The sequence below is a fragment of the Reinekea sp. genome (assembly GCF_046710285.1).
Lineage (GTDB): Bacteria > Pseudomonadota > Gammaproteobacteria > Pseudomonadales > Natronospirillaceae > Reinekea.
In genome coordinates this window covers 39,462-63,769 of record NZ_JBKEGY010000017.1, presented here as the reverse complement: position 1 = coordinate 63,769, position 24,308 = coordinate 39,462, and the positions used below count along the sequence as shown (strand labels likewise).

At 43.4% G+C, this 24,308-nt stretch carries 20 protein-coding genes; 9 read left to right on the top strand and 11 right to left on the bottom strand.

All coding sequences use genetic code 11. The annotated features are described in order from the left end of the window. Positions 1–135: 135 nt before the first annotated feature. The 4 genes from rpsL (at position 136) to tuf (ending at position 4,442) form a co-directional block, all read left to right on the top strand. Positions 136–510: a 30S ribosomal protein S12 gene (gene rpsL, locus ACI882_RS12570; protein WP_411744485.1), complete on the top strand. Its 375-nt coding sequence runs from the start codon at positions 136–138 to the stop codon at positions 508–510. Positions 511–630: 120 nt separating this feature from the next. Then, the gene (gene rpsG / locus ACI882_RS12565) at positions 631–1,101 is read left to right on the top strand and encodes a 30S ribosomal protein S7 (protein WP_411744486.1); all 471 of its coding nucleotides are present in this window, start codon (positions 631–633) and stop codon (positions 1,099–1,101) included. Positions 1,102–1,120: 19 nt separating this feature from the next. Then, positions 1,121–3,217 carry an elongation factor G gene (gene fusA, locus ACI882_RS12560; protein WP_411745133.1) on the top strand — a complete coding sequence of 699 codons (2,097 nt, stop codon included), beginning with the start codon at positions 1,121–1,123 and terminating at the stop codon, positions 3,215–3,217. A gap of 31 nt (positions 3,218–3,248) precedes the next feature. Further along, positions 3,249–4,442 (top strand): elongation factor Tu, encoded by a 1,194-nt coding sequence (gene tuf, locus ACI882_RS12555; protein WP_411745125.1) that lies wholly within the window; start codon positions 3,249–3,251, stop codon positions 4,440–4,442. Between the two features lie 247 nt (positions 4,443–4,689). Here tuf and ACI882_RS12550 read toward each other — a convergent pair whose 3' ends face one another. Together ACI882_RS12550 and ACI882_RS12545 are read right to left on the bottom strand one after the other, a co-directional pair. Further along, on the bottom strand, positions 4,690–5,472 hold the full coding sequence (locus ACI882_RS12550) for a TSUP family transporter (protein ID WP_411745126.1): 783 nt from the start codon (positions 5,470–5,472) through the stop codon (positions 4,690–4,692). A 3-nt stretch (positions 5,473–5,475) separates the two neighbouring features. Next, a complete protein-coding gene (locus ACI882_RS12545) occupies positions 5,476–6,060 on the bottom strand; it encodes a phosphoribosyltransferase (protein WP_411745127.1) in 585 nt (194 codons plus the stop codon). 103 nt (positions 6,061–6,163) lie between these two features. Between ACI882_RS12545 and ACI882_RS12540 the strand changes: the two genes are divergently transcribed. Then, positions 6,164–6,724 carry a phosphoribosyltransferase gene (locus ACI882_RS12540; protein WP_411745128.1) on the top strand — a complete coding sequence of 187 codons (561 nt, stop codon included), beginning with the start codon at positions 6,164–6,166 and terminating at the stop codon, positions 6,722–6,724. 50 nt (positions 6,725–6,774) lie between these two features. On the opposite strand, the gene ACI882_RS12535 is transcribed toward ACI882_RS12540, so the two are convergent. The 4 genes from ACI882_RS12535 to ACI882_RS12520 are packed head-to-tail and all read right to left on the bottom strand — an operon-like array spanning position 6,775 to position 11,424. Then, positions 6,775–7,839 carry a BMP family ABC transporter substrate-binding protein gene (locus ACI882_RS12535; protein WP_411745129.1) on the bottom strand — a complete coding sequence of 355 codons (1,065 nt, stop codon included), beginning with the start codon at positions 7,837–7,839 and terminating at the stop codon, positions 6,775–6,777. 20 nt (positions 7,840–7,859) lie between these two features. Then, entirely contained in the window at positions 7,860–8,786 is a 927-nt protein-coding gene (locus tag ACI882_RS12530; protein ID WP_411745130.1) for an ABC transporter permease, read from the bottom strand. Continuing rightward, positions 8,786–9,883 carry an ABC transporter permease gene (locus ACI882_RS12525; protein WP_411745131.1) on the bottom strand — a complete coding sequence of 366 codons (1,098 nt, stop codon included), beginning with the start codon at positions 9,881–9,883 and terminating at the stop codon, positions 8,786–8,788. The genes ACI882_RS12530 and ACI882_RS12525 overlap by 1 nt, the downstream gene beginning before the upstream one ends. After that, positions 9,880–11,424, bottom strand: a complete 1,545-nt coding sequence (locus ACI882_RS12520; RefSeq protein ID WP_411745132.1) for an ABC transporter ATP-binding protein — start codon at positions 11,422–11,424, stop codon at positions 9,880–9,882. Before ACI882_RS12520 ends, ACI882_RS12525 begins: the two co-directional genes overlap by 4 nt. A 751-nt stretch (positions 11,425–12,175) precedes the next feature. Here ACI882_RS12520 and guaD point away from each other — a divergent pair. After that, positions 12,176–13,462 carry a guanine deaminase gene (guaD, locus tag ACI882_RS12515; RefSeq protein ID WP_411745159.1) on the top strand — a complete coding sequence of 429 codons (1,287 nt, stop codon included), beginning with the start codon at positions 12,176–12,178 and terminating at the stop codon, positions 13,460–13,462. A 67-nt stretch (positions 13,463–13,529) separates the two neighbouring features. On the opposite strand, the gene ACI882_RS12510 is transcribed toward guaD, so the two are convergent. Next, on the bottom strand, positions 13,530–14,204 hold the full coding sequence (locus tag ACI882_RS12510) for a YoaK family protein (RefSeq protein WP_411745158.1): 675 nt from the start codon (positions 14,202–14,204) through the stop codon (positions 13,530–13,532). A gap of 167 nt (positions 14,205–14,371) precedes the next feature. On the opposite strand from ACI882_RS12510, the gene ACI882_RS12505 reads away from it, so the two are divergent. Both ACI882_RS12505 and ACI882_RS12500 read left to right on the top strand, forming a co-directional pair. Next, the gene (locus tag ACI882_RS12505) at positions 14,372–16,078 is read left to right on the top strand and encodes a DUF3592 domain-containing protein (RefSeq protein WP_411745157.1); all 1,707 of its coding nucleotides are present in this window, start codon (positions 14,372–14,374) and stop codon (positions 16,076–16,078) included. A 149-nt stretch (positions 16,079–16,227) separates the two neighbouring features. Continuing rightward, a complete protein-coding gene (locus tag ACI882_RS12500) occupies positions 16,228–17,091 on the top strand; it encodes a PA4780 family RIO1-like protein kinase (protein ID WP_411745156.1) in 864 nt (287 codons plus the stop codon). 51 nt (positions 17,092–17,142) lie between these two features. Here the strand turns inward: ACI882_RS12500 and ACI882_RS12495 are convergent, their stop codons facing one another. The 4 genes from ACI882_RS12495 to ACI882_RS12480 form a co-directional block, all read right to left on the bottom strand. Beyond that, the gene (locus tag ACI882_RS12495) at positions 17,143–18,483 is read right to left on the bottom strand and encodes a GH1 family beta-glucosidase (RefSeq protein ID WP_411745155.1); all 1,341 of its coding nucleotides are present in this window, start codon (positions 18,481–18,483) and stop codon (positions 17,143–17,145) included. A 30-nt stretch (positions 18,484–18,513) separates the two neighbouring features. Beyond that, positions 18,514–19,368: a carbohydrate ABC transporter permease gene (locus ACI882_RS12490; RefSeq protein WP_411745154.1), complete on the bottom strand. Its 855-nt coding sequence runs from the start codon at positions 19,366–19,368 to the stop codon at positions 18,514–18,516. Position 19,369: 1 nt separating this feature from the next. Next, a complete protein-coding gene (locus ACI882_RS12485) occupies positions 19,370–20,362 on the bottom strand; it encodes a carbohydrate ABC transporter permease (RefSeq protein ID WP_411745153.1) in 993 nt (330 codons plus the stop codon). Positions 20,363–20,539: 177 nt separating this feature from the next. Beyond that, positions 20,540–21,748 (bottom strand): extracellular solute-binding protein, encoded by a 1,209-nt coding sequence (locus ACI882_RS12480; protein ID WP_411745152.1) that lies wholly within the window; start codon positions 21,746–21,748, stop codon positions 20,540–20,542. Positions 21,749–22,048: 300 nt separating this feature from the next. Between ACI882_RS12480 and ACI882_RS12475 the strand changes: the two genes are divergently transcribed. Further along, on the top strand, positions 22,049–24,256 hold the full coding sequence (locus ACI882_RS12475; protein WP_411746360.1) for a glycoside hydrolase family 9 protein: 2,208 nt from the start codon (positions 22,049–22,051) through the stop codon (positions 24,254–24,256). The last annotated feature ends 52 nt before the right edge of the window (positions 24,257–24,308 follow it).

The following is a 24,308-nucleotide window of genomic DNA, read 5'->3' as shown; positions in this document are numbered from 1 at the left end:
TTTAATAATCCTTTTCAGCTAGCTATTGACTAAGAAATGCGCGATAACGTAGAATCGCGCACCTTTCAATACCTGAGTGGATTGTCCTCTCAGGTATTGTTATGTCACGGAAAGTGAAACAGAGAAGAGGCTTAAATGGCTACAATTAACCAATTGGTTCGTAAACCGCGTAAGCGTGTTACAGCCGCAAGTGCAGTAAGGGCGTTAGAAGCATGTCCACAACGCCGTGGTGTATGTACTCGTGTATACACAACTACACCTAAGAAACCGAACTCAGCATTACGTAAAGTATGTCGTGTTCGTTTAACAAACGGTTACGAAGTTTCTTCGTATATCGGCGGTGAAGGTCACAACCTTCAAGAACACAGTGTTGTTCTTATCCGTGGTGGTCGTGTTAAAGATTTACCGGGTGTGCGTTACCACACAGTTCGTGGTGCACTAGATACTTCTGGTGTAAGCGATCGTAAACAGGCTCGTTCTAAGTACGGTACTAAACGACCTAAAGGCTAAACACCTGTAAATTAATTTTTTAGTCTCAGAATAAGCAGTAAGGCTGGGTTCTGCACTATCTCGTTATGGGAGTGCGCATACCTCAGATCTGCCTGAAGACCTAATATAAGGGGCTTATCAATGCCAAGAAGACGCGTCGCTGCAAAGCGTGAAATATTACCAGATCCAAAATTTGGTAACCAAACTTTAGCGAAGTTCATGAACCACATCATGGTTGATGGCAAGAAATCTATCGCTGAAAAAATCGTTTATGGTGCATTAGACATCGTAAAGGATAAGGGTAACGAAAACCCTCTCGAGATTTTCGAGAAATCATTAGAAAGTATTGCTCCATTAGTCGAGGTTAAGTCTCGTCGTGTTGGTGGTGCTACTTACCAGGTTCCTGTAGAAGTTCGCCCTTCTCGTCGTGAAGCTCTAGCCATGCGTTGGTTAGTTGATGCTGCACGTAAACGTGGCGAAAAAAGCATGCGTCAGCGTCTAGCAGGTGAGTTATTAGACTCAGCTGAAGGCAAAGGCTCAGCAGTTAAGAAACGTGAAGACGTGCATCGTATGGCTGACGCTAACAAAGCATTCTCTCACTACCGCTTCTAATATAACTGGAGACGTAGCCGTGGCTCGTAAAACTCCCCTAGCACGATACCGTAATATTGGTATTGTTGCGCACGTAGATGCGGGTAAAACCACAACTACAGAACGCGTACTTTTTTACACAGGCTTATCTCATAAGCTCGGAGAAGTACACGATGGTGCAGCAACTATGGACTGGATGGAGCAGGAGCAGGAGCGTGGTATCACTATCACCTCTGCGGCTACTACTTGCTTTTGGTCTGGAATGGCCAAGCAGTTCGATAGTCACCGCATCAACATCATTGATACGCCAGGGCACGTAGACTTCACGATTGAAGTTGAACGGTCTTTACGTGTGCTCGATGGTGCTGTTGTGGTGCTTTGTGCGTCCTCTGGTGTACAACCTCAAACAGAAACCGTCTGGCGTCAAGCCAATAAATATCATGTTCCGCGCATGGTCTTTGTTAATAAGATGGACCGTACCGGCGCAGATTTTGTGCGTGTTTTAAAACAGCTTAAAGACCGATTAGGTGCTAACCCTGTTGCTTTACAGCTCCCGATTGGTGCTGAAGAAAATTTTAAAGGTGTTATTGACCTAGTTAAGATGAAAGCGATTCGTTGGAATGAAGAAGACAACGGCATGACTTTCACTTACGAAGAAATTCCTGCAGATCTTCGTGAGCAAGCTGAAGAATATCGAGTTAAAATGGTCGAGGCTGCGGCCGAGGCGAACGATGACTTGATGGAAAAATACATGGAGTCAGAAACCTTAGTCGAAGAAGACATTAAGGCTGGCTTACGTGCTCGAACTTTAGCGGGGGAAATCGTCCTCACTCATTGTGGTTCTGCATTCAAAAATAAAGGTGTTCAAGCTGTATTAGACAGTGTTATTGAATATATGCCGTCACCAACTGAAGTAAAAGCAATTGAAGGTATTTTAGAAGACGATACCCCAACAACAGTATCTGTTGACGATACGGCTCCTTTTGCAGCGCTTGCATTTAAAATCGCTACTGATCCATTTGTAGGCACGCTGACCTTTATCCGTGTATACGGTGGTGTTCTAAAGTCAGGCGATGCTGTTTACAATTCAGTACGCTCGAAAAAAGATCGCGTCGGCCGTATGGTTCAAATGCATGCCAACAACCGCGAAGAAATTAAAGAAATTATGGCCGGTGACATCGGTGCCTTAATTGGTATGAAAGATGTAACGACCGGTGATACTTTCTGTGACCCTAATCATATTGTAACGCTAGAGAGAATGGACTTCCCTGAGCCGGTTATTTCGGTTGCAGTTGAGCCAAGAACTAAGGCAGACCAAGAGAAAATGGGTGTAGCCTTAGGTAAATTAGCCCAAGAAGACCCTTCTTTTAAAGTTTACACCGACGAAGAGACCGGCCAGACCATTATTGGTGGTCAAGGTGAGCTTCACCTTGACATTATCGTTGAGCGTATGCGTCGCGAATTTAGTGTTGAAGCAAACGTCGGTGCACCTCAAGTTGCCTACCGTGAGCGTATTCGTAAAGCTTGCGATATAGATTCAAAATTTGCTCGACAGTCAGGCGGTCGCGGCCAATATGGCCATGTTGTTGTTAAATTTGAACTGGCAGACGACTTAAACGCTGAGAAACTCGAATTTATTAACAATACAGTGGGTGGTTCTGTACCGAAGGAATATATTCCTGCGGTAGAGAAAGGCATCGCAGAGCAAATGAAAAACGGCATTTTGGCGGGTTATCCGTTATTAGGTCTTAAGGCAACGTTGTATGATGGTTCTTACCATGATGTCGACTCCAACGAAATGGCCTTTAAAGTGGCGGCTTCATTGGCTGTTCGAAAGTTAAAGGATCAAGCGAATCCTGCGCTTTTAGAGCCAGTCATGAAAGTAGAAGTAGTAACGCCTGAAGACTACATGGGCGATGTCATGGGAGACCTTAACCGGCGCCGTGGTACCGTTCAAGGCATGGAAGATAGCCCAATGGGTAAGATTATCAATGCAGAAGTTCCGTTATCGGAAATGTTTGGATATTCGACTTCTTTGCGTTCTTTGTCACAAGGGCGAGCTTCTTATACAATGGAGTTTTCTGAGTACAAAGAAGCGCCAGCTAACGTTGTAGAAGAAATCATTAAAAAATCTTAATTAGCTAAGGCTAACAATAGAGGAATGCAAAATGGGTAAGGCTACTTTTGAACGTACTAAACCACACGTAAACGTGGGTACAATTGGTCACGTTGACCATGGTAAAACTACACTAACAGCTGCGCTGACGCGTGTTTGTGCTGAAGTATGGGGCGGTGCTGCCGTTGCATTCGATGGTATCGATAACGCACCAGAAGAGCGTGAGCGTGGTATTACTATTTCAACGTCACACGTTGAATACGATTCACCTGAGCGTCATTACGCACACGTAGACTGCCCAGGTCACGCCGATTATGTTAAAAACATGATCACAGGTGCTGCTCAAATGGACGGCGCAATCCTTGTTTGTTCCGCTGCTGACGGCCCAATGCCTCAAACTCGCGAGCACATCTTATTGTCTCGTCAGGTTGGTGTTCCTTATATCGTTGTGTTCTTGAACAAAGCCGATATGGTTGATGACGAAGAGTTGTTAGAGCTTGTTGAAATGGAAGTTCGTGATCTATTATCACAATACGAATTTCCTGGCGACGATACACCTATCGTCGTTGGTTCAGCACTAATGGCCCTAGAAGGTAAAGACGATAATGAAATGGGTACAACAGCTGTTAAAAAGCTAGTTGAAACTCTAGATTCATACATCCCAATGCCTGAGCGCGCGATTGATAAGCCATTCCTACTACCGATCGAAGATGTTTTCTCAATTTCTGGTCGTGGTACCGTTGTAACGGGTCGTGTAGAACGCGGCATCGTTAACTCTGGCGACGAAGTTGAAATTATAGGCATTAAAGAAACAACTAAATCTGTAGTAACCGGTGTTGAAATGTTCCGTAAGTTGCTTGACGAAGGTCGCGCAGGAGAGAACATTGGCGCACTACTTCGTGGTACTAAGCGTGAAGAAATTGAGCGTGGCCAAGTACTGGCTAAGCCTGGTTCTATCAGTCCTCACACGAAGTTCGAAGCAGAAGTCTATGTATTAAGCAAAGACGAAGGTGGCCGTCACACGCCATTCTTTAAAGGTTACCGTCCACAATTCTACTTCCGTACAACTGACGTAACTGGCGCGTGTGAGCTACCTGAAGGTGTTGAAATGGTTATGCCAGGCGATAACATCAAGATGGAAGTTACTTTGATCGCTCCGATCGCAATGGATGACGGTCTGCGCTTCGCAATTCGCGAAGGTGGTCGTACTGTTGGTGCTGGCGTTGTAGCTAAAATTATCGAGTGATAACAAGTCACTATATAGAAAGGCGCTTAGGCGCCTTTTTTTGTACCTGATATTAGAGCTATCCCACAGATTACGCTGGTTGCAGCAACCCCTTGTTTGAAATTTCAGTCGCCATAAACCCTTCCATGGGGGCTTGTTTCAAACACCCGAATGCCACGCAATGGACCGCTTCTAACCTATGGGGCAGATTATATTTAAATCTCTCAGGCGCGATTCAAGTTTTAGCACAGAAGCAAAGATGCGCTATTTATAAGTTGCTAGCAATACCAATTACACATACAAACAATAAAGCTATTCCGATAACGCGAAAAAACTTTTCATTGTTTTGAGTTTGAATATATTCATGGAACTTTTGTCCGAGAATGTGGCCAATGAAAGCGCAAGGAAGTAACCATATTTGATGAATAAGTTGGAGGTCAATGCCAGCAAAAATAAATGAAGACATCTTTATAATGACTAAGATAAACCATAAAACAAATAGGGTATCTCTTATCTGATGACGGGCAACATGGGTTGCGTAAACCGATACGATTAACGGTGCACCAATTAGTGAGGTGCCGCTGAAGTAACCTCCTAAGCCTAAAAAGAAAATATCCCAGCCTTTATTTTTACTTTTGAACGGTTTATTTATGATATAAGAAATGGCGAAAAAGCTAATCATGGTAAAAATAATAATAGTTACCCATTGAGCTGGCAGCGTTAATAGGCCCAATACACCAAGCATTTTTGGAATGATGATTATTTTAAGAGACTTTTTCAAATAGGCCCAATCAATATTCCCGTCAGATGGCGCGCCATCATGGGTAGCAATTCGCTTACTTTGCTTGTAACCGGTCCAGGCTATCCAGCTTGAAAATATCAATAATTGAATCGATATTATGGGTAAAAATACCAGCGGCTTGTTAATGACGAGCAGTAAAAGAGGCAATGCAAGCGCAGCGCCACCAAAACCTAAGCCACTACGTACAAATCCACTCCAAATAAAAATTATGGCAATGACCACATACTGCCAGGTGAGTAAATCAGTCAATGGTTAATCCTTATCTGTTTTTTGTGCAGCTAGAGATGCTTTAATAATTTGGTAGAGTTTCGGACGTTTTTCAGCCATTTCAGCTTCTGTTAAACCTTCCATAGAGTGAGGGTATTTAAGCCAAGCAGATGTTTCATGAATGTAGTAATCGGGTTGAAAGCCTACTTCATTTCGAGAGGGTTTATAATAGGGTACCGCAACACGAATATCATCTGGCAGGTTTAAACGTGTTTTTTGTTTAAGCTCGGTTTTTATCGCATCAATAGAGCGACCTGTATCGAAAACATCGTCTACAATAAGAAGGGAGTCATGCTGTTGCACATGCTTTACTAGGTAATTTAGATCATGAACTTTAACGATGCGTGCTTGTTGATCAATACCAGCGCCATAGGAGGAAGTTCGAATTGCAATGTTATCGGATTCGATCCCATGGAAGCTCAGGTATTCTTGCACCGCAATGCCGATTGGTGCACCACCACGCCAAACTGCGATGATAAAGGTGGGTCTAAAGCCACTGTCTAGTATCTGTTGGCCAAGTGCAAAAGAATCTCTCAAAAGGGATTCGCCCGACAAATAAGTTTTTTTCATTTTGTCCTCGTCTTGAGACTGACTAGTGAATGTGGCTTAATAAGTTCTTGTCAATTCCATACTCATCATACTGCCAATGTTAGATTCAGTAAAAGAGAACCTTATGAAAAAACACTTTTTAGATGAAGATACACTGATAGAAGATTCCTTTCGTTTAGGTGTGCAAATATATGAAAGTGGTTTTAGGCCGACCTTTATTGTTGGCTTATGGCGTGGCGGCAGCGCGGTCGGTATCTATGTACAAGAATGTCTGCAAACCTTAGGTGTAAATACCGACCATATCTCTATCCGAACCTCTTACAGAGGTTTACCGAGTTATCAATCGATGGTTGAAAAGCCAGATACCATTAGAATTCATGGTACCCAATACCTAATTGAAAACTTAAACGCTGAAGATCGTTTGCTAATTGTGGATGATGTATTCAGCACAGGTCAAAGTATCAATGCAACGATAAAGCGCCTCCAATACCAACTGAAGCGCAATATGCCAAATGAAATTAAGGTGGCAACACTGTTCCAGCGTAATGATTTTCAGCGTACTGAATTAAGACCCGACTACTGCTTGCACAGTACGGATGATTGGTTGGTATTTCCGTATGAAATGAAGGGGCTTACTCGCGAAGAAATTATTGAGCATAAACCGTACTTAGCCGATTTTATTTAACACATCGGCTAAGTGGGTTAAAACAGCGCCTAAAAGGCGCTGCAGTCAAACTACTTTAACTTACCTTCAACACCTGAAACATAGTAATCCATGGTCAAAAGAGCGCCATCATCTAGCGATTGGCCCGCAGGGATAACGATGTCACCCGCTTGATTAATAATAGGTCCCTTAAATGGGTGCAACTCACCAGAAGCAATCATAGCCTTCGCTTCCAGAACTTGAGCCACAACTTCTTCAGGTACATCCGCACTGATAGGTGCGATGTCAGTCATGTTTGCACTTATACCTTTCCAAGTATCAGTAGAGGTCCAAGTACCGTCCATGACGGCTTGAATGCGCTCTACATAGTATTCATTCCAGTTGTGTACTGACGACGATAAATGAGACTTCTCTCCATAAGCAGTCATATCTGAGTGGTAACCGATTGAATAAACGCCAGCCGTCTGCGCTGCTTGAACTGCAGCTGGTGAATCAGTATGGAACGTTACAACATCCGCTTTTTGATTAATTAAGCTATCTGCAGCTTCGCGCTCTTTAGCTGGATCGAACCAAGTGTTGATCCAAACAACCTTAACTTTGATGTCTGGGTTGACTGATTGTGCGCCTAGAGTAAATGCATTGATGCCTCGAATAACTTCAGGGATTGGGAAAGCACCAATATAGCCAATAACATCTGTTTCAGACATGTGACCGGCAATCATACCCGTTAAATAGCGAGCCTCATAAATACGGTCGAAATAAGTTGCAACGTTATCGGCGCGCTTATACCCGGTTGCGTGTTCGAATTTGATGTTTGGGTATCTTTTTGCGACTTTTAACGTGGCATTCATGTAGCCAAATGACGTAGTGAAGATAATATCGTGGCCACTTTTTGCTAACTGCGTAATGACACGCTCTGCGTCTGCGCCTTCCGGAACATTTTCAACAAAAGTCGTTTCTATTTTATCACCGAAGGTTTCTTCTAAATGAAGTCGACCAATATCATGGGTGAGAGTCCAGCCTGCTTCACCTGTTGGACTAACATAAACAAAGCCAACCTTAAGCGGCTCAGCGTTACTTAAGGCTGCAGTTGTCAGCGCAAATGCCAATCCGAGAGTTTTTAACATTTTCTTCATCGTCTATCTCCAAATAAATATTAGTGTGATTTGTGCCAAGGTTTGCCGAGTGCCATCGGTTCGAACTGTTTTAGTCGCTCAATGTTTTTACTTAAAAAAACCAGAACAACGATAGTGGCAACATAAGGTAGGGTTGCCAAAAGGTTGGAGGAAATGGATAAGCCAAATCCTTGAATAATAAGATGCATAATACTAGCGAAGCCAAAAAGGTAGGCGCCAAGCATAAGTCGGCCAACACGCCAGCTAGCAAAGACAACCAAAGCCAATGCAATCCAACCCCGGCCTGCGGTCATGTTTTCGGTCCACATTGGTGTATAAGCTAATGATAAATAACCGCCAGCTAGACCGGCCATTGCGCCACCAAACATAATTGAGCAATAGCGTATTCTAAGCACCGGTAAACCCAAATGGCTACCAACTGTTGGGTTTTCGCCTGCGGCGCGTACGTTGAGTCCTGCACGGCCTTTACGGAAAAATAGGTAAACCGCCAAAAACATGAACCAGCTGAAATAAACCATTAAGTCTTGGGCAAATAAGGCCTTACCGATTATAGGAATAGTTGCAGCAAAGTTAATTGAAAGAGTAGGTAATGCCTCGATGATTTTTCCTTCATACGAAGAGCCGATAAATGCAGATAGACCAGTACCGAAAATAGTCAGTGCGAGCCCGGTCGCCACCTGGTTCGCATTTAAAGTGACCGCGACAAAGGCAAAGACAACAGAGATAAAAACACCTGCACCTGCAGCGACAACGAAGCCTAAAAATAGACTGCCGGTGATAAAAGTTGTTAAGAACCCGAGCACGGCGCCCATTAACATCATGCCTTCCTGACCGAGGTTGAGCACGCCACTTTTTTCAACGACCAATTCACCTAAGGCAACAAGCAAGAGAGGGGTCCCAGTACGAATGGTTAAATATAAGATATTACTGATGAGTTCAATATCCATTACTTCTCTCCTACTATGGCAGCACTTGGTTGGGCGCGATAAGGCAGTTGCCATTTTACTTTGTAGCGAATAAACACATCGCTCGACAGCAAGAAAAATAAAATTAGGCCTTGGAATACGCCCGTAATAGCATTGGGTAAGCCCAAACTTATTTGAGCCATTTCACCACCCATATAAATAAGCGCCATTAAAAGACCCGCTAAAGTAATGCCGACCGGATGAAGTCTACCTAGAAAAGCAACGATAATGGCTGAATAGCCATAACCTGGAGATATGTGAGGCACGAGCTGACCTATTGGTCCAATGACTTCACTGGCACCTGCTAAGCCTGCTAAGGCGCCACTAATGACTAAGACTAACCAAGTTAATTTTTTATGACTAAAACCTGCCATTTTTGCGGCAGGTTTGTCTTGGCCAATGACTTGGATTTGGAACCCAATAAAGGTTTTGCTGATAAAAACCCAAGTAGCAACGAGTGCAAATAACACAAACAAGAGCCCTAGGTGTAGACGAGTGCCATCGAATAAAATGGGCAATAAAGTACTGTCACCAAACAAAGCACTCTCAGGAAAGTTAAAGCCATCTGGGTCTTTTAAAGGCCCATGTACAGACCACAGCAAGATGTTCAACGCAATGTAGTTCATCATGATGGTGGTCAAGGTTTCATTGGTGTTCATTTTAAGTTTTAAGAATGCGACGATCCCCGCCCAAAGTAACCCGCCTAGAATTCCCGCGATGATTGCTAATGGCATTGCCAGATTTGAATCAGAATTAACAAACTGCACGGCAACAACAGAAGCCGTGATGCCGCCAACCAACAATTGCCCTTCAGCACCTATGTTCCAAACGGATGCCTTGAAGCACAGTGCTAAGCCATAGGCACAGAGTAAAATAGGAATGGCTTTGACAAACAGCTCACTCACACCATACCAGTCTGATATTGGGCTGATGAAATAAACGAATAACGCCTCAACAGGAGATTCGCCAAGAGCAGCAAACAGTATAGACCCTGTTAATAGCGTAAAAATGACCGCGGAGATAGGAGAAGCGTAGCGCCAAAAATTTGAAACAGTAGGGCGCGGAGTTAATTTGATCATGCGGTTTCCTCTAGAGCGGTGCTTTGCTGCTCAAAGTCGCCAGCCATCCATTGTCCGAGCTGAGCTAAAGGAAGTTCATCGGTCGGTAAAAAAGGTGAAACTTCGCCATCACAAATGGCACCTAAACGATCACTGATCTTATAAAGCTCATCTAAATCTTCAGAGACTACCAAGACAGCACAGCCCTGTTCACGTAGGGCAAAAATAGTATTGTGAATGGCGACTTGCGCACCAACATCAACGCCCCAGGTGGGGTGAGCCATAATTAGCAGTTTTGGTTGTTGCTCAACTTCACGGCCAATAATAAATTTTTGTAAGTTTCCGCCTGAAAGGCTAGCGGCTGTCGAGTGTACGGATGATGCTTTCACGTTATACTTTTCGATGATTTTTTTCGCTAGGCTAGCGACGGCACCTTTTTTGACAAAGCCGTTAGCGGTTAAATTTGAATCGTAACTGGTAAGTAGCGCGTTATTACAAAGGTCCATATCAGGAACAGCTCCTCGCCCAAGGCGATCTTCAGGTACAAAGCTCATACCTTGTCGGCGGCGAAATAATGGAGAGCGCTTATCTACAGATACACCACCGAACCAAATGCTTTTTGATGGGTATCGTTCTTCACCTGACAATGCTCTTAGTAGTTCTTCCTGTCCATTACCTGCAACACCTGCAATACCTACAATTTCGCCAGCCTTAACGTGAAAGTAAATGTTTTTAAGCGAGACATCAAAGGTGTCTTTCGCACGGATTGATAAGTCTGTTACATCTAGAAAAACAGCCTTACCTTCGGCTCGATGGGTGTCATTGCTGATGGGGGTGTCTTCTCCAACCATCATACGGGCGATGCTGGCTGGCGTTTCATCTTTTGGTTTACAGTCTCCGGTAACTTTGCCGTGCCGCAATATAGTCGCCTGTTCACACAAGCTGGTCACTTCATGGAGCTTGTGGCTAATAAATAAAATGGAGCAGCCTTCTTTGCTGAGTAATCTTAACGTTTCGAATAATCGGTCTGCTTCTTGTGGCGTTAATACAGAGGTAGGTTCATCTAAAATAAGCAGCTGAATATCAAGCAGTAAACAGCGAACAATTTCTACCCGTTGTTTTTCACCGGTCGATAAAGTTGCAATACGACGATTAGGGTCTAGTGGCATGCCGTACTTTTCAGAGGTATCTTTGATGCGTTGGCCAAGAGTGTTGCTAGGGCCTGACTGGTCACCCAATGCTAGTTCAATATTTTCTTTAACGGTGAGCGTTTCAAACAAAGAAAAATGTTGGAAGACCATTCCTATACCGAGTGATCGTGCAACTTTTGGCGAAGTAACTTTTGCTTCTTTACCGTTCCAAAATACTTGCCCTGAATCTGGCTTAGTTACACCGTATAAGATTTTCATTAAGGTGCTTTTACCTGCGCCATTTTCTCCAAGTAGGGCGTGAATTTCTCCGTGTTCGATGACTAAATCGATCGCATCATTTGCAATGCAACCCGGATAACATTTCGTTACGCCGACCATTTTCAATCGTTCAGTATTTTTTGCCAGTGACATGTATTTTGTTCCACCATAAAAAATAAGCTACGGTTTCGGATTTTAATTATCAAGCTGACCAAGGAGTCAGCTTGTTGTGGGGTAGATACAAAGTCGATTCACATTCTACTTTATAAATTAATTTCGAAGCTTATTTTGATTAAAGCTTAGATTTATTTTTGGCATGAGTCGTTGCGACTAAACAGTATTCTGAATACACCCAATCGCCAGTTTGATAAAAAATCGTGGCAAGTTTAAGTGTTTTGCACTTGCTACGCACCCTTAAAGCTTAAAATAAATTAATTTGTTTCGTTTTTTGCCTAAATAGGTTGCCGAACTTTAGATTTATGAATTGCGTTTTACATGAAGATAAAAACTTTAGATTTTCTGTTGGTTTTCATGTCTAACTGGTCAACTAAACATGGCGTTTGAATTGCGCCAAATTTAAATTTTTTAAATTGAAGTATGAAACTTAAGGCTGATATTTTTCTTGAATGGTTGGTTTGGTTATGAATAATTTCTAAGCGGATAATTAGAAGTTGTAATAATTGGTTTTGCTCTAGCACTGTTCAAATTTGACTTTAAGTTAGTATCCCAGTTCAGGTGTTCAAATTACGATAGTTAGACCCATGCAATGAAAAGGGTGATGATAGGGTTTTAGAAATAGCGTAGCCTGAGGCAGAAGTGCATATATACTCCAAATATTACCTGACCTATAAGTCAGGTAATGCTATGATCGCGTTTATTTGTATTTGAGAAAGAGGCATTTTTTGTGGCTAAACCGTTAATACTGTGTGGCAACGTACTGGATTTCATAGATAACCCTGCCAAGGCAGGGGATCAGGCTATTCGCTATTTTGCGCAAGGTGCTTTGGTTGTTGAGCAAGGCAAGGTGGTAGATTTGGGTGAAGAGTCTACTATTCTGCCGAAATACCCAGATGCCGAGGTCAAGCGTTACACGCATCACCTCATTATCCCTGGGATGATCGATACCCATGTGCATTTTGCGCAAACGGAGATGATCGCCTCTTATGGTGAGCAGCTCTTAGAGTGGCTAACTGAACATGCATTCCCAGCTGAAGAAAAATTTGCCGACTATCAATATGCCCATAAAATGGCTAATTTCTTTTTAGATGAGCTCCTTAAAAACGGAACTACCACGGCCTTAGTTTTTGGTACCGTGCATCCTGAGTCCGTTGATGCTTTCTTTAAGGCTGCACAAGCCAAGAACTTGCGGATGATCGCCGGCAAGGTGATGATGGATCGTAACTGTCCTGACTCGTTACAAGATACACCTGAAACAAGTTACTTAGACAGTAAAGCCTTGATTGAAAAATGGCACGGTGTCGATCGCTTGCAATACGCGGTAACACCTCGCTTTGCGCCCACGTCGAGTGTTGAGCAGTTAGCGGCGGCGAGTGCTCTGTTAAAAGAATTCCCTACGGTATACATGCATACCCATGCTTCTGAAAATACGGATGAATGTAAATGGGTTGCTGAGCTATACCCCGATGCAAAAGATTATGTCGGTGTTTATGAGGATGCTGGTTTGCTGACTCGTCGCAGTGTCTTGGCTCACGCAATTCACTTAAGTGATCGTGAGCTGGCCTGCATGCATGATCATGGTTCGTCCATTGCGCATTGCCCAACATCAAATTTATTTATTGGCTCTGGCTTGTTTAATCTTAAGCAGGTTCAAGCGCATAATGTTGAAGTGGGCTTGGGAACCGATATTGGCGCAGGAACAAGCTTCTCGTTACTTCAAACCTATAATGAAGCGTATAAAGTTCAGCAGCTAAACGCCAATAAGCTTTCTGCTTTTGAAGGCTTATATATGGCCACGCTAGGTGGAGCGCGTGCTTTAGACTTAGAAGGGACGATTGGTAACTTTAATGTTGGCTGTGAAGCAGATATTGCCGTACTCGATTATAACGCCACTCCACTTATGGCCTGTCGGCTAGAGCAAGCCAATACGCTTCACGATAAATTGTTTGCGCTAATGATGTTAGGTGATGATCGCGCAGTTGCCGATACTTATATTATGGGTAAGTTAAGCTAATCTCAAAACTAAACTGTATTTCAAAAAGCCCGAAATTCTATCAAAAGGTTTTGGGCTTTTTTATTCTTTAGTGCGCGTTTGAATGCCTTACTTTTGCTTTATACGCAGAATAAGACAAGGCGAGTAGTAAGCAGATGCTGGCTGGTACGAACAGCGCTTGGAAGCTTAACGTATTAAATAAATAGGCTCCTACAGCCGCGCCAAAAATAAACCCAGTAATAATTAGGATAAACAACAAGGCTTTACGGCGATCAAATTCTTCGCCTCTAATTTGAGCGCCGAGCATTATTCCTAGGTCCGTAAAAATACCCGTAAGATGTGTTGTTCTGACAACGGCGCCGCTGTAGGTTGTCGCCAAGGCGTTTTGGAGGCCGCATGCTGCTGAGGCTAAATAATGCCCATTAATAGAACCTTTGGTAAGAAAGTAAACAGCGCTAAAAAGAAACAGAGCTTCTAAATAGAGTAAGCCGCTGTAATTACGGCCAAGTTGTAATGCGCCGCCGCGGACAAAATACCCCGAGATAGCCGCACCCACAACGAAGCTGAGCAGAATGAACACTAAATGAACTCCATCGTTTACGGAAGAGTTGACGATCCCAGTGCCAAGTAGAGTAGCAGTGCCGGATAAATGCGAGATTGATTGATGCTTAAAACCCAATAACCCGACAGAGTTAATAAGGCCTGCCACCATGGCGAGTATGAAAGAACCGTATTCTACCCATCGGGGTAATTTTGTAATCACATGATTCCTTAGCTCGTTACGAATGCGTTTGGCAGACACAGGTATCATCAATCCTAGAAAAGGCTTTGTCAATTTACAGAATGCGTCTGATTCCGAGCGAGAGTTTTCCTTGGCGATAGATGCATTGCACAATAGAATGGATAGTTCTATATACAGGGATGATTTGCATGGCTTTAAAGTTTCGAAAACCCACCTGGGCGCTGACATTATTTTCATTGCCGTTTTTATTGGTAGGGTTGGGCTTCCTATTGATGAGTGTCATTCCAACTTTATACCTTGGCGTTTCTGCCGCTAACTGGACGCAAGTACCTGCCACGTTGCTAACCGCTTCATTAGATATCAGTACGGGCGATAGTACAACTTATCAAGCTAGAGCGAGTTATCAATATGAGTTTCAGGGCTATACTTATAGTGCTAATCGAGTAGGTATTAATGGCGGTTATGACAACATAGGCAGCTGGCAATCAAGGGTCGCAGCCGAGCTAAAGCGACATAAGTCGGCAAATGGCACAACGATTGCCTTTGTGAACCCCAAAAACCCAGAATCAGCGCTTCTTTATCCAGACATTCGTTGGAGCCTAATTGGCTTTAAAATGATCTTTGTTATAATTTTTGGCGGTGCCGGTGGATTACTGTTTGTTGGTTCAATGATAGAAAAACCTAGCGCACTCAAACGGTTAAAAAGAAACGGAAAAAGAGTGCATCAAGAGGCACAATCAGATCACATTTATTCATCAGCTCGCACGACGGTATGGGTGTTAGTGGGTATAACACTCGTTGTAAATTTAATGAGTGCCCCGGTTATTTTTGCACTGGGCGATGAGTTACGAAATGGCAATAAGCTTATCCTCCTTGCGCTCATTTTCCCTATCGTTGGTTTTGGCTTGTTGTTGACGACTGTTAGGGAGGGCTATCGGCTCAAAAAGCTGGGTCGAAGCCCACTGGTGCTGGCGCCATTTCCGCCTGCCATTGGTGGCTACTTAGGGGCAACGGTTCGTATCAATACAGAATACGATAGTCACCAGCGTTTTAAAGTGTCGTTGAGTTGTATTCACCGCTATACCAGACGCTCATCTGATGGTAAATCAACAACCGTTGAACAAACTCGTTGGCACGAGGAAGGCATTGCCTACCTAGAGCGGGCGAAAAATAACAAAACGCTGCTTCGATTTAACTTTAATATACCAGAAGGTTTACCTGAATCGACGGAAGGCAGTCATCGTTACATTTGGCGAGTTGCTGTAGAAGGAGAGATATCCCGTTCGACGTTTAAGCGTTCATTTACTGTACCCGTTGTCGTCATTGAAAACCCAGCGCACACTCACCAATACCTGGCAATTAACCACCCTGGTATAATCGAGCTGACCATAGATCGTATTGATCAGTTAAATGCTGATGATCGTGGCAATGAATTTGAATTACGGTTTCCACGTTTTTCCTATTTAGGCGACCGTTTGGCATCAATATTATTTGGCAGTATATTTCTAGGGTCGGGCATTGGTGTCTACATAGCGGGAGCACCGATCATTTTCCCCATTGTTTTTGCGCCGATTGGCTTGGCTGTCATGCTGCACAGTGTTGTTGCCATGCTAACGGCGCATCGAGTTATGGTACGTTCTGATGGTGTTTTTCGGCGCAGTTCTTTTATGGGGCTCATTAAAAAGCTAAAGCACTTTGCGGTGGCCGATCTTGACAGCATTTCTATTGGCAAGGCCACTCGTTGGGAAAGCAGCCATGGCTCCAAGCGTTACTTTTTCGCTATCGAAGCCAAAAATAAGCAGGGTGAAAAGTTTAAGTTAGTTGATAGAATAGAAGGTGACGACTCAGCGCAAGCCATAGTGGATCGGTTCAATCAGATACTAAATCGCCCCTGATTCCTATTGGAGAGTAGGCAGAGTAAACCTCAAACAAGTGAGAAAACCGCTAAACGGTGATCAACCATAGAAAACAATGCTAGAATGCTCAGTTAGGCGCATTTTTACTGCAGTTAACGTTTAACCTAATATCCTATGAAAAGGCAAACATGAAGGTACCAGCACGGTTACAACCCCTTGTAGATGATGGTCTGATCAGCGAAGTAGTTAGCCGCTTGATGAGTGGAAAAGAAGCTGATATTTATATTGTCCGTTGCAGTGGTGTCATTCGGTGCGCCAAAATATACAAAGATGCGGTCAAACGAAGCTTTAAAAAAGCGGCCCAATATCAAGAAGGTCGCAAAGTGCGTAGCGGTCGTCGCGCCCGTGCCATGGAAAAACGTTCTAATTATGGCCGCAAACAGCAAGAAGAAGTTTGGCAAAACGCTGAAGTAGACGCCTTATCTCGTTTAGCTCAAGCAGGTGTTCGTGTGCCTGAGACCTTTGGCTGTGTCGATGGTGTGCTCATCATGGAGCTGGTTTGCGATGATGCCGGAGACGTTGCTCCGCGTCTTGATGATGTTATTTTGACCGAAGAGCAAGCTTTAGAAGACCATGAGGTCATGATGCATTACATCAAGTTGATGTTATGTGAAGGTCTGGTACACGGAGATCTCTCAGAGTTTAATGTCTTGCTCGATGATTATGGTCCAGTCATTATCGACTTACCTCAAGCGGTAGACGCTGCCGCGAACAACAATGCGCAAGCTATGTTTATGCGCGATGTGACTAACATTAGCCGTTTTTATGGGCAATTCGCAGCAGAAATTCTAGACACTCGTTATGGCGAAGAGATGTGGGCACTTTTTAGTGAAGGCGAGCTCAAACCTGACACACCTCTGAGTGGTTTGTTTGACGGTCCAACTGAAGACCCTGACGTAGATTCTGTTCTTGATGAAATTAAAGCAGTGCTAGAAGAGGCAGAAGAAGAGCGCGCACGTTTGCAGCGTTTATTGGGTGATGATGAAGATTAAAAGGTGAAAAAAGCCGGGCTTGATACAACTGCCCGGCAAAACGTACACTAACTACCCCAATCTATTTAACAGAAAATCCTGCCAAGTTTTACCTGAGTCTTTGAGTGTTCTAACCTGAGTTTCGTAATTCACGTGAACAATGCCAAAGCGCTGCGAATAGCCGTAAGCCCATTCAAAATTATCCATAAGACTCCAAGCAAAGTAACCTCGAATATCTACCCCTTGCTCAATACAGTTATTCACTGCCAATAAATGTTGTTGATAATAATCTGTTCGCATCGTGTCCTTTATTACACCATCGACACAACCTGTATTATCCGCAGCGCCATTTTCAGTAATAAAAATGGGCGGTAAGTTAGCGTAAGTTTGCTTATATTCCACCAAAGCCCTTGTCAGGCCATCCGGTACAATCGACCAACCAATATCAGTTTTTGGAACCTTTTGTTCAACGATTTCCTTTTCACCCTGTTCGTTACACCTAACAATATTACTGCTGTAATAGTTGATGCCAAGAAAGTCTAGCGGCGCACTGATAATATCCATGTCACCGTCTAGCTGAGTCGGCATCCACTGGGGGTGCTTCTTAAAAACCGATACAGGGTAGTCACCCTCAAGTAACGGCCGTAAAAAAGTATGGTTGCTATCATCGTTAGCTAACGTTGCTACTTCGATGTCAGCAGGGCTATCAGTAGCTGGAAAAGAAGGTGAGATATTCAATACGATTCCGTGCTGAGCGTTTGGAGCAAACGGCCGCATCAACGGAATTGCTAAACCATGGGCAAGTAATAAATGATGAGCAGCCTGAAACCCTAAGCGATCATCTTTAAGGCCCGGTGCGTGTACTCCCCACCGATAGCCTAAATAAGCTGAGCAGAATGGTTCATTAAAGGTTGCATAAGAAACAACTCTATCACCCAAGCATTTAACGACTTCTTGCGCGTATCGTGCAAAAGAATAAGCGGTTTCTCGGTTTATCCAGCCGCCTTTGTCTTGTAAGTATTGTGGTAAATCCCAATGGTACAGTGTTGCATAGGGCTTAATGCCTCGGGCGACTAAACCATCGACTACGCGCTCATAGAATTCGAAGCCGGCTTTATTCCATTCTCCTGGTTTAGGCTCAATGCGTGGCCAAGCAATAGAGAAACGGTAAGCGTCAACACCTAAAGATTGTATTAAATCTAAATCTTCTTCAAGGCGCTGATAATGATCACAGGCAACTGACCCGTCGTCGCCATTTAGAACTTTACCTGGGGTCGCGCAAAAGCGATCCCAGATGCATTCAGTCCGACCATCAGCTCGGTTACTGCCTTCAATTTGAAATGCAGCCGTAGCAACACCAAAGGTGAATTCTGGTGTATGTAAACGGCTGTTGTTAGGTACAATAAATGCCACGTTAAAACTCTCTTTATATTTTTTGAATTATTACTTAACTGCACCGCTGGTTAAACCGGCAATCATTTGCTTGCTGGCGGCCATATAGATAGTCAGCAACGGTAAGATGGAAATTGTGGTGCCTAACATCACGGCACCCCAAGGTGTATTAGGAACCCCTTGAACGCTGCGTAACATTTGAGTAATTACCATTTTATCTGGGCTGTTTAAGACGACGAGTGGTTGTAAAAAGTTATTCCATAAGAATACGAATTGTACAATAGCCAAAGTCGCTAAGCCTGGGCGAAGTAATGGCACAACAATGCTCCAATAAGTTCTTAGGGCGCTGGCACCATCAAGTTTAGCCGCTTCAAGCAGATCTTTTGGAACTGAAGCTACAACATACTGACGAATTAAGAAAATACCGAATGGATTAATGGTGAACGGAAGCCAAACGGCAACGTGTGTGTTCGCTAAGCCCATCGTGGAAATTACCATGTAATATGGAATCAATGTTAATACCGGAGGGATCATCATTGAACCGATCATGATAGCAAAGATTGCATTTTTACCTTTGAATTTAAAGACCGCGAGCGAATAACCGGCCATCGAACAAAACACCAACGAAACGACGGTTCCAATTACCGAGATAGATATGCTGTTTAGCATTCCCGTCCAGAAATCCATAATTTTAAGTAAGTTTTCATAATTCGAAATAACTTTGTCGCCAAGACTGAAATTAATACCACCTGTGAACATGGTGGTACGATCATGTGTCGCCAAAATAGCAGACCAAATAAAAGGGAAAATAGTGATAAAGGCGAATAAGCCAAGGAAGACCCTTACAGCAATCTTTCCAGCACCACGATATAAATTTACGATAAACGTTGCTTGAGAGTTAGTCATGTTATTCGCCCCCTAATCCTTTGCGCCCAAATAAATAGAAATATGCACCAGTGAAAATGCCAATGATAAGAAAGAGAATCCATGAAATTGCCGCAGCTGAGCCCATGTCTAACCATTCCCATGCAATTTGGTATAAATAGTTTGAAATGGTTTTACCCGCTGTTTGCGCAAATTGACCACCGCGCGTTAATACATAAGGTTCATCAAATAGGTTCATGTTGCCGATAATGGTGAGTGTTACACCGAAGAATATAAAAGGCTGCAGCAGTGGTAAAGAAACATGGCGGAAGCGCTGCCAAGAGTTTGCACCGTCTATTTCTGCAGCTTCGTATAGATCATTTGAAATAGTGGCTAAGCCTGCGGTGTAGATAACCGTGTTGAAGCCGACATATTTCCAAAAAACAACAAAAGAGGTTGAATAGCGAATAAGACTGTTCTCTTGTACCCAACCTAAAGGCAAGGAGTCTTTTAATCCGCCAAAGAGCCATGAACTCCAAGAGGCATCTGCCAAATAGATAAGGACTTGGTTAATAATGCCGGAATCTTTCGAGTACATAACGTAGAAGATCATGGAAACGGCAACGGTTGAAGTAATGTAGGGTAAAAAGTAAGCCGTTGTTAACCAGTGTCGAACTTTTGGGCCCATCATCACAAGAAAGTAGGCCAATGGTAGAGCAACTAAATGTTGTGGCGTACCAGAAAGAACCGCCATCACCAGAGTGTTCCATAAAGACTGCCATAGTGTAGGGTCTGTTAAAGACAATACATAGTTTTCCAATCCAACGAACTCCATAGAGCCTAAGCCTTCAACGGGATTCCACATATGGAAAGAAAGGTAAATCATAAAAAATACAGGAAAAACACCAAATACACCGTAGATCAGAATATAAGGAGATAAAAAGCCATAAGGCGTGACTTTTTCAGAAAACTTTCGCCACTTGTCCTGACGGCTAGTTTCTATCGAAGTTGTTGCTGTTGCTATTTCACTGTTCATAACAGATCTCGGCTATGTCATTGGTTAAATATTTTAGATGCATTTAAACATGTTGCTAATTCAGTAACAGTAAAAACGAATTTTGAGCTGGTGGTTGTTAAGAGAGGTATGGCCACCGCTTATACGGCGGCCAGTTAAGCATAGTTATAGTTATATCTTTACCCGAAGGTAGTTAGATTAACGAACGCGACGCTTAATTTGTTTCTCTGCATCGCTTAATGCTTTCTCAATATCTACGCCATCATTAAGTACTTTATCTAGAGCAACGTTAACTAAAGATTCAGCGATAAGGTCACCGTTCATTGGCGTAACCGGGTTGATGTTTGCCGCTACGTCAGCCCATAAAGCTCGTGCTTTCTGACCGCGTAGAAATTCAATTGGCTCATCAAATGATGCGTCTGAATAAGTACCAGTGTGCGCAGGGAATGCAGCAATATTTTTGAAACCAGCCAATTGGTTTTCAGCAGAAATCATGTGCTCAATTAAGTCCCATGCCGCTGAAACATTTTTAGCTTGCTGAGGTATTGCTAGGTAAGAACCACCCCAAGTACCATAGGTTCCATCTGGTAAGTGGCTTACGCCCCAGTTACCTGAAGTTTCAGGTGCCATCCAGTTTTGTAAGTGACCTAATAGCCAAGCACCAGACATCTGTGTTGCAAATTTACCTTCGCGGAAACCTGCATACCAATCTTCAGTCCACTCAGATATATTACCGTCCATACCGCCATCACGAACTGCTTTAGCCAGCTCAAAAGCGCGTACAAATCGGTCAGAGGTCACTAACGAGTTACCGTCGACATCGAAGTATAAGCCTTCGCCTTTACCAACGTTAAAACGGTAGTAGGCAACAGCGATGGCGCTTGCGTTACCAATTAATAGAATATCTTTCTTCTTAAGTTCTTCACCGTAAGCTAGGTAGGTGTCCCAGTCAGTCATAACTTCGTCTAAATCGAAGCCCATATCTTCCATATAGTCGCGACGGAAGTACATAACACCAGGACCTAAATCGACAGGTACCGCATACTGCTTACCGTCATTGCCTTTACCTGCTTGCACTGCATAGTCAGCGTAGTTGCCCGCGATGTCTTTGTAGAAGTCAGTCAAATCGACAAACCCGCCAGCATTAACGAATGACCCAATAAAGCCCACATCAATCAATACAACGTCACCTGCACCACTACCCGTTGCTAAGTTAGTTTTCAATTTATTGTGATGGTCACCGTGGTTGTTCATCAGCATTTCAACATTATGTTGAGTCAAGCTCGGTGTGATTAGGTTAAGTTGAGAGTCGTAGTCAGGGAATCCGTCGATACGAATGTCCGCTGCAAATGAAGTCGCTGCTGCCAGTGTTAGTGCTGCAACGCCTGCTTTTAATTGCATTTTCATAGCTGTTTCTCCGCTAATTGTTGTTTTTTTGCTTTTGTGAAACTCATTAGTTTGGTCAAACGTTACTGCAAATCAACTGCTGTAACCGCTTACAGGTAAGATTATGAGTCTGGACTTGTTCTGTCAACTAATTTTCGGTGGTGAAACATGCTCTAAATCATCTAAATAGGCTAAACAGGCCATTTTTCGTTAATAATCAACAACTAAGCATGTATTAAAATTTAGAAAATATAAGCGTTGACATAATTACACTGTAAACGGTTACAATGGAGGGGGTAAATATAATAATAAGGTGACCTCATGAAGCGTCTAAGTGCATTTTTTCTAGTTATGTTGCTGCCGTGTATCGCTGTTGCAGCCTCGGAAGCATATTCTGTCGAGTTTTTAAGTGCGCCCGTTCCTGGTTGGAGTAAAGACCGATTAGTCGGCGAGCTTATAAAAGGTAATAAAGGTTTTAGGATTTTTGATAAATCACCTGATGCAGGACCATTTGATGACGCTGAAACCTTTAAAGTTGATTCTGCAATAACACTGCCTTATGGCGATAAAACAATCAGTATTGATGTAACCGTTGGTGAAGGTACCTCTCCGCTTTGGGAGCACCGGCTCATGCAGTTCCAGGTAAATGGTACAGAGCTACCGGCCGCGACGTTAGAAAATGGAGAGTTTCAATTTACCAAGCTCTATGGCGACGATGGTAAAGGCTTCGTTCCTGCCCAAACTGGCACCTATGTTTTTGAAATTGACAAATCGATTACTGACGTGCAATTTATTTCCTTTATGACGGCCGGTGCAGATAATTTTGCAATGACTGTTAGTAATGTTGTTATAGAAGTTCTACCAGAAGAAGACGTTCGGCCCAGACCATATTTGATTCGATTCAATAGGCTCGGGTACCTTAATGACAAACCTCAGCCGGTTGTGCTTGAATGGCAAGATGATTTGCAAGCCGACGAACTCCCGTTTACCACTGCAATCAATAATGGTTCTAAAACCACAACAACATTAATTCGTGGTGAAAAAAGTAAAGACAGTGGCTTAGACATCAATGCATTTGAATTAGCCATTGAAAATCCAGATTTTACGACATTGATCATTCCTGAAACGGTTAAACGAACCCAACATACGACAGCTTTATTTCAAATTCGTAACTCGCTATCAGAGTATAAGAAGCACCGGGATGCAGCCTTAGGCGCCTTCCATTGGTTTGATATGGAGACCTACAAGGGTGCGCATGAGCAAGACAGAGCTGCGATGGTATTTGGTAGTCAAGAAACGATAGATGTCTATGGTGGTTGGTACGATGCCGGTGACTATGGTCGCTACTCTGTTAATGGTGCCTTTTCAGTATATTTGTTATTGCTTTCTTACATTGCTAATGATGCAGCCTTTGAACTAGAAATTTCGCCGTTAAATCGACGAATAGATGAGCGTAATGCTTTGCTCGAACTCGTGCTACCTGAGCTGTTGTTTCTTGAGAAAATGCAGCGTGACGATGGTGCGGTTTACCATAAAGTTTCCAGTCAAAATTGGCCAGGTAATAACGTTAAACCATCCGAAGATAAAGAACCGAAATATGTTATGCCGATCAGTACAACTGCCACGGCTGATGTCGCTGCGGTTATGAATTTGGCGGCTCATGTTTATAGTTTGAGTACGTTACCTGAAGATCAAGCCTTAGCCTCCCGCTTCAAACAAGTCGCAACGTCGGCGAGTGAGTTTTTGCAGCAAAACCCGATGCTAATCATGATTGATGATAGATATGATGGGGATGAATATGGTGGACCTTACAGTGATCAAATTGACCGAGATGAACGACTTTTAATGAGTGTGTCTAATGCGTGGTTGGATGGTAAATTACCTAAGGAAATAAAAGACGAGCTACGTGTCTTGGCGAAATTACCGCGATTTTCTGACCCCACGCCTGATTGGATGAATGTTAATTTTCTTTCCGTGTTTAGCGCATTGTTTATTAGCCAGGACTTAGATGAGCCGTTTCATGAAGAATTAAAAGCGCTAGTCATTGAACAATTCAGTGGACTAGTGGCTGAGCAAAAAGACAACCCTTATGGTTTGATATTTGCCGGCAGTGGTAATGGGTTTGATTGGGGTAGTAATGGCACGATTGCGACCTTAGGCAGTGAGCTACTTTGGTTGGAATCTTTAACCAATGAGGGCATCTATTGGGATGCAGCCTATAAGATGAGCCATTGGTTCTTTGGTCTAAACCCGCACGGCATAATTTTTACAACCGGAAGCAGTCGCTTTAATGCACAGCGACCACACTTTAGGCCTCTCTTATCTCAGGCGACACCAAAACCATATGGCTTGTTGGTAGGCGGGCCTAACTCAGTCGAGCTAAAGGGTGATGTCGCTGCCGCTCCGCTGTTTAAGAAAGCACCGATGCAAGTTTACATTGATCACCAAGACTCTTGGGCTACAAACGAGGTTGCCATTAATTGGCAAGCAGCGTGGGCTTCGTATATGAGCCTGTTGGTGGCCAAGTAACATTTAGGAATGCAAAGATAAAATGGACATTTGAAATCTAATTTATTCTTAG